A 13428-nucleotide genomic window follows, 5' to 3' on the forward strand; every position below is an offset into this window, starting at 1 on the left:
TCCGAGTAAAGTGCTAAAACCAGGGGTGCGGTCGTCAGGATTGAACGAATCGACAGCAACACTGGCTGATTTTTTTGCAACCTCAACCAGTGTTACTTCATATTCACCCCCTTGTCCATTGAACAAGGTGGCTTTTTCACCGACTTGTGCGCGTAATACTTTCACCCAGTGATGAAAAACCGTTTCGGTTAATTCAACATGCATATCCACTGCTAAATCAGCTTCAATATAAAAACGCGGCATTTAAGTATTACTCACAAATCAGATATAAATTAAGCTAGGCCAAGATCGGTCACGAGTTGACGTGTCGGATCAGTGGTGTTCATGGTGTAGAAGTGCAAGCTCGGTGCACCGCCTGCAAGCAGACGTTCACACAATTTCACCACAACTTCATGACCAAAGGCTTTGATACTTGCCGTGTCATCGCCATAAGTCGCCAATTGCTTGCGAATCCAGCGCGGGATTTCTGCACCTGTACCGTCTGCAAAGCGAATCAGGTTGCTTGCATTGGTAATTGGCATAATGCCCGGAGCAACAGGAATATTCATACCTTCTTTTTGAATGCGGTCTACAAAATAGAAGTAGGCATCCGGATTAAAGAAGAACTGAGTTAAAGCGGCATTGGCACCGGCATTAGCTTTTTCGACAAAATGTTGAATATCTTTATCAAAGCTTTCTGCCTGTGGGTGCATTTCAGGGTAAGCGGCAACTTCAATTTGAAAATGATCACCTGAATGTTCACGAATGAAACGAACCAGGTCTTGCGCATAGGGCAATTCGCCCAAGCCCACCTGACCAGAAGGCAAGTCACCACGCAGTGCCACAATACGGTCAATACCTTGCGATTTGTATAAATCCAGCAATTCGGCAATACGGGCTTTGTCATCACCAATACAAGACAGGTGAGGGGCAACTGGTGTGCCTTTGCCGTTGAAGTCATTGATTGCAGCAAGTGTGCGTTCACGGGTAGAACCACCAGCACCATAAGTCACTGAAAAGAATTCAGGATTTAACAGTTGTAATTCTTTATGCACGACACGAAGTTTTTCTGCACCGACATCAGTTTTGGTCGGGAAAAACTCAAAAGAGATTGGAACACGTTTGGTCATTTTTCAAATCCTTTTTTTATCCATACTTAAAATTTAACCTCTCCCTGACCTCTCCCAAAGGGAGAGGGGAACCTCACGGTATTTAAAGTCAGGGAAAAGTCCTCTCCTTCTAGGAGAGGATTTAGGAGAGGTGTAAAATTAGTATTTATAAGTCTCAGATTTGAATGGACCTTCAACAGTTACGCCAAGGTAATCTGCTTGTTCTTGAGTAAGCGTAGTTAATACACCGCCGAAGCCAGCAACCATTGCGGCAGCAACTTCTTCATCCAATTTCTTAGGAAGAAGTTCTACACGAATCGATGCCTGTTTTTGATCTTCAGGAAGGTCAGCAAATTTTTCAGCGAACAAGTGCATTTGCGCCAATACCTGGTTAGCAAAAGAACCGTCCATCACACGTGATGGGTGACCGGTTGCATTACCTAGGTTCACCAGACGACCTTCAGAAAGAAGGATCAGGTAGTTGTTTTCATCTTCTGAACGATACACTTGGTGTACTTGAGGTTTAACTTCAACCCATTTGTAGCCACGTAAGTAGTTGGTATCAATTTCAGTATCGAAGTGACCGATGTTACAAACTACAGCGCCAGCTTTTAATGTATCTAGCATTGCAGCGTCACATACGTGATAGTTACCCGTAGTCGTTACGATCAGGTCAGTATTTTGAAGAAGGTCAAGGTTGATGTCTTCTTTCTTGCCTGTTTGTACGCCGTTTTTGTATGGAGATACAACTTCATAACCGTCCATGCATGCTTGCATTGCACAAATTGGATCGATTTCAGTGACACGTACAATCATGCCTTCTTGACGAAGTGATTGAGCAGAACCTTTACCTACGTCACCATAACCGATCACAAGTGCACGACGACCAGACATCAACATGTCAGTACCGCGTTTGATCGCGTCGTTTAGCGAGTGGCGGCAACCGTATTTGTTGTCGTTTTTAGATTTTGTTACTGAGTCGTTTACGTTGATAGCAGGAACTTTCAAAGTACCGTCACGTAACATTTCATAAAGACGTTGCACACCCGTAGTGGTTTCTTCAGTCACACCGTGGATTTTAGCAATCAGTTCTGGGTATTTTTCATGCACAACAGCAGTCAAGTCACCGCCATCATCAAGAATCATGTTGGCATCCCAAGGTTTGCCATTGACATTGATTTGTTGTTCAAGGCACCACATGTATTCTTCTTCAGTTTCGCCTTTCCAGGCAAAAACAGGAATACCGCGAGCAGCAATTGCAGCAGCAGCATGGTCTTGAGTAGAGAAGATGTTACAAGAAGTCCAGCGAACTTCAGCGCCCAATTCAACCAGAGTTTCAATTAAAACTGCAGTTTGAATGGTCATGTGAATACAGCCGAGAATTTTCGCGCCTGCAAGTGGTTTTGCTGCTGAATAGCGTTTACGCAAACCCATTAGGGCTGGCATTTCTGCTTCAGCAAGTTTGATTTCTTTACGGCCGTAATCAGCAAGTGAAATATCGGCAACTTTATAATCTGTAAATGAAGCATTAACCGCGTTCATCAGGACCTCCTAGAGAAAAAATAGATTGGATCGTTCTGTTCGCGGATGCCGTTTTTGGTTCAAAAGAGTATTTGAACCGATCGTCGAGCCTGGCGCTTTTACATTGCTATTTTTTAAAATCAGCCTGTAAAACGTCGCAGCATCCCTCGACTAGCGGGCTATTGTACTTGGAAATTGATTTTGTTCCAATCTGAAATTGATTATTATCAGCACAATCATATTCTGGATGAAAATTATGGCTTTAGAAATACCTGAAGAATTAGCGAATCTTGAAGCAAATGGCGGTATTTTTGCGGTATGGATGTTGCTGCAACATTTAGGTATCGATGCTGAAATTCAACAACTGCTAGAGGTCTGTGGATATGAGGCTGAAAATGGCACCACAACCATAGGTCTAGCTGTTGGATTAAAAAAGTTTGGTTTTAATGTGCAGTTTTATACCGATCCTGACCCTGAGCTTCAGGAGAGTGAAATACTCAGTTACCAAGAAGCCGAGCAACTGGGTTTAGCGATTTTACCTGCATTAAATTATCAGCAAATCCAGCAAGCCTTTGAGCAAAACAAATTTGTGATTGTTTATTACGATACATTAGAAAATGTCGGTAATCATTCTCTTGTTTATGATGTTAATGAGGATGAAATTTGCTTTTTTGATAGCTTTGATGCGATGTTAGCTTCAATTTTTGAACAGCAACGTAAAGCGGAAGGGATTTGCCGACAGGTAATTGTTGTTGAAGCAAATAATGATATTGAAAGTTAAGATTTAAACTGTGTAAAACAAAAGCCCATCTATTGATGGGCTTTTTAATTTTATTTTTCTTCAGCAGATTGAGCTTTATCATGCCAGTAATCGGCTTTTTCATCATCCACATCTACACCCAAACCGTGTTCATAAATGCAGGCCAAATCACGCATGGCTTGAACTTCGCCCCATTCAGCCGCTTGCTTGACCAAAGCAACTGACTTTGCGACATCTTTCTCAATCACATCGCCACGGCGATAGTAATTTGATAATTCCAAAGTCGCAGCAGGGTGTTTTTGCATATTGGCTTTGCTGAGCCAGTAATAACCTAATTCAAAATGCGCTTTTGATTCTTCAGGATCTTCTTCAATCAGGTCTTTGGCATACACGGTATAGCCTTCACCCAACCAGTACATTGCTTCAACATGGCCATTTTCAGCGGCTTTCAGTGCCCATTCTTCAGCCAGTGCAATGTCGTCGTCATTCTCGCTTTGCATATACAGTTCAGCGACTTCAAACTGAGCTTCTGCATTACCTGCAATTGCACGATTGATCAGGGCTTTAGGGAGAGAAAGTGGATTAGCCATATAAATTCCAAAGCTGTATTTTAAAAAACAGAATGTTGAACCAGTAAAAAGTCATCCCAAGAATGACCTTAAAGATAAATCAGGATGATCGAGATGCATTCTTATTTCAAGTCAAAGCACTGCTCACCATTGACTGATTTAAAGAGAATTTAAGCCTGAATAAAAAACAGCGACCGAAGTCGCTGTCTTGAGCCTAATGAATTTTAAACTTCTTGCTGAATACCGGCAACTAGCCAGTCCTGGGTAGAACCTGCAGGTTTGGTGAAATGCCAAACTTCTGCAAAAGGTTGCGGCAAGCTGTTTAAGTCTTCGCTTACTGTACCGGTGAAGCGTACGCTCACAATGTACTGACCATTTTCAGTAGCAGAATCTGTAACCATTGCATTGAGGTTAGAGAATTCAGCAACGTCCTGGTCCTGATTCGCCATAATGTCGTTATACATCGACTGATACAGATCAGGTGTTAAATAACGTTGAATTTCAGCAATGTTACTTGCTGTATTCATCGACTGAATATGGTTAAAGCGCTGACGGGCAACACGCAAGAATGCAGCAGGTTCAGTACCGTCTGGTAACTGGTTGCCGCTTTGTGTTGAAGCTGCACCAAAAGGCGCTTGAGGTGCTGCACCTGCAGAACCACCTACAGACTGACCAAAAATATTGGTGCTGTCATTTGAAGTACGTGGTGCTGCAGTTTGCTGACCGAACGGTGCTGTATTGCCAGCATTGTTTGGTGCATACGGATTATTAGCGGCTAGTTTTTTTTTTGCTCCGAATTTACGGAACAAGAAGAATGCGACTGCAGCAGCTAAAAGAATCCAGATCCAGCCTGGAAGTCCGCCTTTTTCTTCCTGTTGGGTCGCTTGTGCATCTGAAGCAGCTTGTGCATTTTTATCATCTGCAAGGGCATTTGCCGCTACCGCACCCACTGCAGCACCCGCAACACCCGCAGCAACCATTTTACCTACACCTGAACCCGATTTTTGTTGGGCAGGAGCAACAGGTTGTTGAACAGGAGTAACTTGACGCGGTTGTTGGTAAGACTGGGTTGGAGCAGCAGAACGACTCATGCCATGGCTTTTACCGCCACCTGCACGTTTTGCCTCAGCCATTGGTGCAACCACCATAGCTGCCATTAAAATACCGGCCATCAAACCACGCTGTCGAACTTCCATCGATTTTTTCCTAAATAAAAAAGTAAATTGTAGCCTTATAGTTATGTAGGCATTTGTAGTGAATTTCAATATCAAATTGGTATTTTTTTTACATGAACATTCATGTTGAGGATTTAAGCCAGTTCTTCACTCAAATTCATCGCTTCAGTCAGTGCTTCATGCAGGCGTGCCACTGAAATGATCTGTACATTCGGGATCGGTTTTTGTGGTGCATTGCCTCTAGGCAAAATAATGTATTTAAAGCCATGCTTAATGGCTTCTTTTAAGCGTTCCTGACCATTTGGCACAGGACGGATTTCACCGGACAGTCCCACTTCACCAAAGACTGCCAGTTGCTGTGGCAAGGCTTTACCACGCAAGCTGGAGGCACAGGCAAGTAAAACTGCAAGGTCAGAACCGGTTTCAGTAATCTTTAAGCCACCGACTACATTGACATAGACATCCTGTCCAGAGGTTTGTACACCGCCGTGACGGTGCATCACTGCAAGCAGCATATTTAACCGGTTTTGCTCCAGACCCAGCGCGACACGACGCGGTTGACCATGCGCATCATCCACCAAAGCCTGCACCTCAACCAACAGTGGACGAGTACCTTCGCGGCTAATCATCACAATCGAACCGGGAATGGCTTCATCATAACGGCTTAAGAAAATAGCCGATGGGTTAGCCACTTCACGTAAGCCTTTGTCGGTCATACCAAATACGCCAAGTTCATTGACTGCGCCAAAACGGTTTTTGACTGCGCGAATCATGCGGTAACGTGAGTCAGACTGACCTTCAAAATACAGGACGCAATCGACCATATGTTCCAGCACACGTGGTCCTGCCAATGCACCTTCTTTGGTCACATGCCCTACTAGGAACAGGGCAGTACCACTATTTTTGGCAAAGCGGGTCAATAAAGCAGCCGATTCACGAATTTGTGAAACCCCGCCCGGTGCCGACTGCAAGGTTTCGGTATACAGAGTTTGAATAGAATCCAGAATGGCAACTGCAGGGCGTTCTTGCGCCAATACCTCGCAAATCCGTTCCACGCAGGTTTCAGCCATCACTTTAAGATGTTCTGTCGGTAAATCTAAACGGTGGGCACGTAAAGCGACTTGCGAAAGTGATTCCTCACCGGTGACATAGAGTGCAGAACTCTGTGCTGCTGCCATATGGGTCGCAGTTTGTAAAAGTATGGTCGATTTACCAATTCCGGGATCACCGCCAATCAGCACCACCGAACCTGTAACCAGGCCACCTCCTAAAACACGGTCAAATTCACCAATCCCTGTAGCCAAGCGTGTTTCATGTGAAACAGAAACTTTATTTAGGGTAGTAATTGTTGCAGCCTGGCCCGCATAGCCGCCGCCCATTTTTGGTTGTGCACGGTGACTCACTGCGGGTTCAAGACGAACTTCGGTCAGACTATTCCATTCTCCGCAATCTGAACATTGACCCGCCCATTTGGGATGGTCAGTTCCACATTGTTCGCAACGGTATACAGTTTTGACTTTGCTCATTTGAATGGTATCTATATAAATAGGAAGACGGGTGAAGAATGTAGCAATAGCTGTCTGGAAATACAATTTTTTGCATAAATTCTCGCCAAACTTTATCTTGGCACGTAAACTGCTAAAACAAGGGAAATGAAGAAAAGGAAAGTAAAATGGACCCGATTTGGATGAAAAAGCGACAGAAACACAGTCAGGCTTGAAAAATATTAAACAATCGCTCAAAAAACTTTATTTATTTATTTTAATTTGAGCTACTTTTATCACACGAAATTTGAGAGACGAAAATAACAATGTCAAATGAGAACCATAGTTCACCGACTGAAGGTGGTGAACTGCAGCGGAGTTTGTCGAATCGGCATTTGCAACTTATTGCGATTGGCGGGGCAATTGGTACAGGTTTATTCATGGGTTCGGGTAAAACCATCAGCCTGGCCGGACCATCCATTCTGATCATTTATATGATTATTGGTTTCATGGTGTTTTTGGTCATGCGTGCGCTTGGCGAACTGTTACTGTCTAACCTGAAGTACAAGTCTTTTATTGATTTTTCCACAGATTTAATCGGTCCCTGGGCAGGCTATTTTGTCGGCTGGACCTATTGGCTGTGCTGGATCACCATCGGTATTGCTGACTTATCGGCCATTATTTATTACCTGCAATTCTTTAACGGAGGGCTGCCGTTTACGCCTGGCGAAGGAGTAATGATCAGTATTGCCGCCATTGTGTTTATTATGGGGCTGAATCTGGTTACCGTTAAGCTATTCGGTGAACTAGAGTTCTGGTTTGCACTTATCAAGATTATTGCTATTGTGGTGCTCATTCTTGTGGGCCTGTGGATGATCTTTACCGGCTTTACCTCAACAGCAGGTGAAGTGGCGTCATTTACTCATCTCTGGTCACATGACGGTATTTTCCCAACCGGAGTCACCGGCTTCCTGGCAGGCTTCCAGATTGCGATTTTCGCCTTTGTTGGGGTAGAACTGGTCGGTACGACTGCGGCAGAAACCAAAGATCCAGAGCGCAACCTGCCTAAAGCGGTGAACTCGATTCCGATTCGTATCATCATTTTCTATGTGTTGGCACTGGTGATTGTCATGTCGGTAACACCATGGAATAAAATTGATCCTAGCATCAGTCCGTTTGTAAACCTGTTTAGTCAGGCAGGTATTGCGGCAGCAGCCATCATCATGAATTTGGTGGTGTTGTCTTCAGTAATGTCATCCATGAACAGTGGTGTGTTCTCAACCAGTCGTATGCTGTTTGGTTTATCGCGGGAAGAGCAAGGTCCAAAAGCTTTTGGACATTTGAATAAACGTGCTGTGCCTGCAAATGCCTTGTATTTCTCGGCAATCTGTTTGTTATTGGGTGCTGCACTTCAGTATTTCGTACCGAATACGGTTGAAGCGTTTACTTTGGCAACCACGCTTTCCACCATCCTGTTTATCTGTGTCTGGCTGATGATCATCTGGAGCTATATTGTGTATTACAAAACACGTCCAGAACTGCATGCCAAATCAACCTTTAAACTTCCTGGTGGATTGTTCACCTGCTGGCTGGTCATCATCTTCTTTATCGGCATGATTTATGTGCTGTCCTTAGAAGCTGATACCATGAAAGCGCTGATGGTCAGCCCGATCTGGTTCATTATTCTGATTATTGGCTACTTTGGTTTCTACAAACCGAAACATAAATAATCCAGCTAAACGATTAAAACGCCAGTTTCAAACTGGCGTTTTTTTTTAACACACTATAATCTCTAGCGTTTAGTGCTTTGGTCATGTCACATGATCAGGTTATACTTCTTCGAAAATATGAAATAGGTGGTTAGATGCGTCTTGTCATTTGCTGCATCAGTGTATTGGTAACAGGTTTTGCTTTAGTCGGTTGTGGTCAATCTGGAGCTTTGCAGCTACCGAGCGATCCGAATTATGACAAACGTGCAAAATATTTGTTATATCCCAATGTGGATTCCAAACAGCAATCCTCAAATAAGCAAGAAGCCGCTCCAGTAGCCCAAGAGCTTCCCGCTTCATCTGCTGAAACGAATTAATTTTCAATATCTAAACGCGTCATCGAAAGGATACATTCATGAGTTTTACCCGCATCAATGGGGTTTTGCATGCCGAGCAATGTTCTCTACAACAGCTTGCGCAGCAATTTGGCACGCCACTTTATGTTTATTCAAAAGCGACTTTTGAAAAGCATTATTTAGATATGGATCGTGCGTTTAGCTTTATCGATCATCAAATTTGTTTTGCGGTAAAGTCAAACTCAAACCTTGCGGTGTTGAATGTGCTGGCCAAGTGTGGCGCGGGCTTTGATATTGTTACTGGCGGTGAACTGGCGCGTGTGCTGAAAGCGGGTGGAGATGCCTCTAAAATTGTATTCTCGGGTTTGGGTAAGTCAGAAGCAGATATTAAAAAAGCGCTGGAGGTGGGGATTGCCTGCTTTAACGTAGAATCGTATGCCGAGCTGGACCGTATTCAAAAAGTGGCCGCTGAATTGAATGTAAAAGCCCCGATTTCTTTACGTGTCAATCCGGATGTGGATGCCAAAACCCATCCTTATATTTCCACTGGTTTAAAAGAAAATAAATTCGGTATTCCGTCTGATAGCGTATTTGAAACCTATCAATATGCTGCGTCTTTGCCAAACTTGGATGTGGTAGGAATTGACTGTCATATCGGTTCACAATTGACTGAAACCCAGCCATTTGTTGATGCGCTTGATCGCGTCATTGTGCTGATTGAGAAACTTAAAGAATTAGGTATCAATTTAAAACACATCGATATTGGTGGCGGTTTAGGTGTGACTTATAAAGATGAAGTTCCGCCCACTGTTGAAGAATATGCCAATGCACTAAAACCAGCTTTAGAAAAACTTGGTCTGAAAGTGTATATGGAACCGGGTCGCAGTATTTCGGCCAATGCCGGTGTATTGCTGACCAAAGTCGATTTGCTTAAACCAACCAATCACCGAAACTTCGCGATTATTGATGCTGCCATGAACGACCTCATTCGTCCTGCTTTATATGAAGCATGGATGGATATTCAGGAAGTGACGCCACGTACGAATGTTGAAGCGAAAGAGTGGGATGTGGTTGGCGCGATTTGTGAAACCGGCGATTTCTTGGGTAAAGAGCGTAAGCTGGCATTACAAGAAAATGACGTGCTGGCTGTATTGGGTGCGGGCGCTTACGGTTTCGTGATGAGCTCGAACTACAACAGCCGTGGTCGTGCTGCTGAAGTGATGGTCGATGGTGATCAGGCTCATTTGATTCGTGAGCGTGAAACCGTTGAATCTTTGTGGGAACGTGAACGATTATTGCCATAATGGAGATCTCTGAGATGTTTTTAGAATTTACCAAAATGCATGGCTTGGGTAATGACTTCATGGTGGTTGACCTGATCAGCCAGCGTGCCTATTTGGATACCGTTACCATTCAGCGTTTGGCAGACCGCCACTTTGGCATTGGTTTTGATCAGCTGCTGATTGTTGAGCCGCCTGATTTGCCCAATGTTGATTTTAAATATCGTATTTTCAATGCCGATGGTTCTGAAGTGGAGCAATGCGGTAATGGGGTGCGTTGTTTTGCACGTTTTGTACATGAGCGTCAGCTCACCACCAAAACCAAAATTAAAGTGCAGACCAAAGCCGGTATCGTAGAGCCTGAATTGGGTGCAAATGGCTGGGTTCGTGTGAACATGGGTTATCCTAAATTCTTGCCGAACCAGATTCCATTCCTTGCGGATGCACCTGAAAACCTTTACAGCCTGGCTTTGGCCAATGATCAAAGCATTATCATTGATGTGGTAAATATGGGTAATCCCCATGCAGTGACCATTGTCCCAGATGTGATCACGGCTGATGTCGCAGGTATGGGGCCGCAAGTAGAATCACATGAGCGTTTCCCGCAACGTGTTAATGCCGGTTTTATGCAAATTATTGACGAAAAACATGCACGTTTGCGTGTGTTTGAACGTGGTGTCGGTGAAACTTTAGCTTGTGGTACAGGTGCCTGTGCTGCTGCGGTTTCAGGTATGCGCCGTGGTCTGTTGGCTAATAATGTTGAAATTGAACTGGCAGGCGGTAAGCTGCAAATTGAATGGAAAGAAGGTGATGTGGTGTGGATGACCGGTCCAACGGCAAATGTCTATCAGGGACGTATCGATTTAAGTTACTATCAGCAATAAGTTAGATATTTTGATGAAAAAAGCACTGTCCTCATGATGGTGCTTTTTATTTGTGCATCGTGAATTGGATAAGTCCTCATGAAGCAGATAGAATGAAAATGAAAGCAAATATTGCTTGTAGTGCTATTTATAAAACTAAGGTTTGAAATGAATTTTAATCATTTAATAAAATGGGGAAAAGCGTGATTGATTTGGATATGCAGCTACGTACTCCCGCTGATTTATTACTGATGTGGTTAAAAGAACGAGAAATTCAGAACCAGTCCAAACATACTTTGCAGGCTTATGAACGTGATGTTTCCGATTTTTTAAATTTTTGTGAAAACAAAAAACTAAATCTGGCCAATATAGAAACCACAGATCTACGTGAATATTTGGCTCATAAAGTGGAACAGCAAGGCTTAAGTTCCAGCAGTTTACAACGTATGCTTTCATCCATTCGCCAATTTATAAAATGGGCCGAGCAGGGGCAGTATCTGGCGTTTAATCCAGCGGATGATTTTCAGCTAAAACGTATTCCCCGACCGCTTCCGGGCATGGTCGATATTGAAACCGTGAACCAGATTCTGGATCAGCCTGCACCTGAGAAACCGGTAGAACAGCAAATGTGGCTACGCGATAAAGCCATTTTGGAGCTGTTGTATTCCAGTGGCCTGCGTCTGGCTGAAGTGCAAGGTTTGCGGATTAAAGATATTGATTTTAACCGTCAATTGTTACGCATTACCGGTAAGGGTAATAAAACCCGTGTGGTACCTTTTGGCAGCAAGGCTCGCGATGCAGTAATGCAATGGCTGCAAGTCTATCCCTTGTGGCATGGCGATTTTGTGCCGGATGCACATGTATTTATTACCCAAAAGGGCAATCCGCTGGGTGCACGGCAAATTGAAAACCGGGTGAAATTGCAAGCCCTGCGTGCCGGGGTGAATGTGGATTTGCATCCACATTTGTTACGTCATTGCTTTGCCAGTCATATGCTCTCGAACAGTCGGGATTTACGTGCAGTACAGGAAATGCTGGGACATAGCAATTTGACCACCACACAAATTTATACCCATGTCGATTTTGATCATTTGGCCCAAGTGTATGATCAGGCACATCCACGAGCGCAAGTTAAAAAGTCGTAACAACATTAGAATCTGACTAAATATGGCCTGGACTTTGCTTGATTATTTTAGAGTCAGCTACAGTGGTTTCATTAAAGTTAAATAAGCATATGAAAAAATATCAGTGCATAAAGATGACATTTTGAACTATTGTCGGATAATAAAAAGCCAATTTATAGGGTATAAGAATCACGTATAACCATAATGTGGATTGCATGAATAATGTATAGCGATGAAATTATTTATGCTTACACTGCGGGTCAGCTAAATATTGGAAGGAAAATGATAGGCGAAACAATGATTACAGGAATTTTAGAGAAATATGACCAGTTAACCCCTGCACAAAAAGAAATTTTTGCAGGTTATGGACTGCGTCAAGTTAAACATTTTGTAGAAATTAGTTTGCCTAATATCGAACCGGTTTTGCCTGCCCATGCGCATGTACAAGGAATCAATTCAGAAGGTAAGGTACAGGCGATTAATGATGTGACCCAGCAAACCTACCTGTGGATTTCAGACCTGCAATGGCAGGAGCGTCCAATCGCGACCTCAAATGTGGATTTAAAAGAAGACTTTTTAGCGGTTTGGGAAATATTTAATCTTCAGGCCTATGATTTAATTGATTTAAGCCACATCCATCGTGACTTTTTGCATAATCAGCCTGCTTGATTCCTTTTTAGGTTGCTAAATTGAGCTGCGGTGATTTGATAAAGCACATGTCTTTGTAAAGGGCTGCTGTCATCTAAAGCAGGGTGATTGAAGTAGTCCTTAAACTGCATGCCTAAACGTTGCATCACAGCTTGAGATTGAATGTTTTGTATTGCTGTAAAGGCCACGATCTGGTTCAGATTGAGTAAATCAAAAGCAAAGTTTAAGCACGCTGTTGCAGCCTCGGTCGCAAAACCATTGCTCCCAATATTTCTGCTCAAGTCGCCAGACTATTTCGGTGCAGGGTGAAAATGTAAACTGATGGGGTTGAGCATGTAATCCGGTGCAGCCAATAAAATCACCTGTCTGTTTTAATTCTATTGCCCACACGCCCCAAGCCTGATTTTCGATCAGGCTTTGAAATTTATGCGCCAGTGCATCACTTTGTGTGCGGGTTAAGCAATCTGGAAAATAACGCATCACTTCAGGGTTAGAATTTAAGGCATAAAACGACTTAAGATCTGAATTTTTCCATGCTCTTAAAATCAAACGTGATGTCTCAAGCCGTAAACTCATTCTAGATGTCCTAAAGATCATCAAGCGGTAATTGAAAACTCTGTTTAATAATCTGACTCGGCAAATCCGTTTTTACACTGGTAATGCCATTTTTCTTGGTCAGATGCGCGGACTGAAATTTACGATAACTTTCCAGATCCGGAACCACCACTTTCAGCATGGCATCGCATTCACCCAAAATAATATAACACTCCATCACCTGGGGAAGCTCCTTCATGGCTTCAATGAAGGTATCAATGGTTTCGGCATCCTGCCCAGTTAACCAGATTCGTGAA

The 13428-nt window shown here is 43.4% G+C and carries 14 protein-coding genes and 1 pseudogene; 7 read left to right on the top strand and 8 right to left on the bottom strand.

Going from position 1 to position 13428, the window contains the following annotated elements:
• The 3 genes from B2Y23_RS00230 to ahcY all read right to left on the bottom strand — a co-directional run.
• Positions 1 to 243 (bottom strand): RNA methyltransferase PUA domain-containing protein (locus B2Y23_RS00230; RefSeq protein ID WP_291368336.1); only part of this gene is annotated, 243 nt, incomplete at its 3' end.
• 29 nt (positions 244 to 272) lie between these two features.
• Positions 273 to 1109: a methylenetetrahydrofolate reductase [NAD(P)H] gene (metF, locus tag B2Y23_RS00235; protein WP_291354779.1), complete on the bottom strand. Its 837-nt coding sequence runs from the start codon at positions 1107 to 1109 to the stop codon at positions 273 to 275.
• 138 nt (positions 1110 to 1247) lie between these two features.
• Positions 1248 to 2630, bottom strand: coding sequence for an adenosylhomocysteinase (ahcY, locus tag B2Y23_RS00240; protein WP_291354778.1), 1383 nt, complete (start codon positions 2628 to 2630; stop codon positions 1248 to 1250).
• Between the two features lie 235 nt (positions 2631 to 2865).
• Between ahcY and B2Y23_RS00245 the strand changes: the two genes are divergently transcribed.
• The gene (locus tag B2Y23_RS00245; protein WP_291354777.1) at positions 2866 to 3390 is read left to right on the top strand and encodes a cysteine peptidase family C39 domain-containing protein; all 525 of its coding nucleotides are present in this window, start codon (positions 2866 to 2868) and stop codon (positions 3388 to 3390) included.
• A 50-nt stretch (positions 3391 to 3440) separates the two neighbouring features.
• Here B2Y23_RS00245 and B2Y23_RS00250 read toward each other — a convergent pair whose 3' ends face one another.
• The 3 genes from B2Y23_RS00250 to radA form a co-directional block, all read right to left on the bottom strand.
• A complete protein-coding gene (locus B2Y23_RS00250; protein WP_291354776.1) occupies positions 3441 to 3959 on the bottom strand; it encodes a tetratricopeptide repeat protein in 519 nt (172 codons plus the stop codon).
• A gap of 203 nt (positions 3960 to 4162) precedes the next feature.
• Positions 4163 to 5134, bottom strand: coding sequence for a Tim44 domain-containing protein (locus tag B2Y23_RS00255; protein WP_291368338.1), 972 nt, complete (start codon positions 5132 to 5134; stop codon positions 4163 to 4165).
• Positions 5135 to 5247: 113 nt separating this feature from the next.
• Complete coding sequence (radA, locus tag B2Y23_RS00260) at positions 5248 to 6639, bottom strand: DNA repair protein RadA (protein ID WP_291354774.1); 1392 nt, start codon at positions 6637 to 6639, stop codon at positions 5248 to 5250.
• 284 nt (positions 6640 to 6923) lie between these two features.
• Here radA and B2Y23_RS00265 point away from each other — a divergent pair, with 284 nt between their 5' ends.
• From B2Y23_RS00265 to B2Y23_RS00290, 6 genes are all read left to right on the top strand, one after another.
• The gene (locus tag B2Y23_RS00265) at positions 6924 to 8327 is read left to right on the top strand and encodes an amino acid permease (protein ID WP_291354773.1); all 1404 of its coding nucleotides are present in this window, start codon (positions 6924 to 6926) and stop codon (positions 8325 to 8327) included.
• Positions 8328 to 8461: 134 nt separating this feature from the next.
• Entirely contained in the window at positions 8462 to 8683 is a 222-nt protein-coding gene (gene lptM, locus B2Y23_RS00270) for an LPS translocon maturation chaperone LptM (RefSeq protein ID WP_291354772.1), read from the top strand.
• Positions 8684 to 8721: 38 nt separating this feature from the next.
• Complete coding sequence (gene lysA, locus B2Y23_RS00275) at positions 8722 to 9966, top strand: diaminopimelate decarboxylase (protein ID WP_291354771.1); 1245 nt, start codon at positions 8722 to 8724, stop codon at positions 9964 to 9966.
• Between the two features lie 14 nt (positions 9967 to 9980).
• Complete coding sequence (dapF, locus tag B2Y23_RS00280; protein ID WP_291354770.1) at positions 9981 to 10826, top strand: diaminopimelate epimerase; 846 nt, start codon at positions 9981 to 9983, stop codon at positions 10824 to 10826.
• A gap of 230 nt (positions 10827 to 11056) precedes the next feature.
• Positions 11057 to 11950, top strand: a complete 894-nt coding sequence (gene xerA / locus B2Y23_RS00285; RefSeq protein WP_291368342.1) for a site-specific tyrosine recombinase/integron integrase — start codon at positions 11057 to 11059, stop codon at positions 11948 to 11950.
• Between the two features lie 276 nt (positions 11951 to 12226).
• Entirely contained in the window at positions 12227 to 12598 is a 372-nt protein-coding gene (locus B2Y23_RS00290) for a hypothetical protein (protein WP_291354769.1), read from the top strand.
• On the opposite strand, the pseudogene B2Y23_RS00295 reads toward B2Y23_RS00290, so the two are convergent.
• Positions 12586 to 13153: pseudogene (locus B2Y23_RS00295) on the bottom strand (GNAT family N-acetyltransferase). The gene B2Y23_RS00290 and the pseudogene B2Y23_RS00295 overlap by 13 nt on opposite strands.
• 10 nt (positions 13154 to 13163) lie before the next feature.
• On the bottom strand, positions 13164 to 13428 hold a 265-nt coding region (locus B2Y23_RS00300), incomplete at its 5' end, for an Lrp/AsnC ligand binding domain-containing protein (protein ID WP_291368340.1).

The sequence above is a fragment of the Acinetobacter sp. UBA5934 genome, assembly GCF_002430855.1.
In the GTDB taxonomy this organism is placed as follows: domain Bacteria; phylum Pseudomonadota; class Gammaproteobacteria; order Pseudomonadales; family Moraxellaceae; genus Acinetobacter.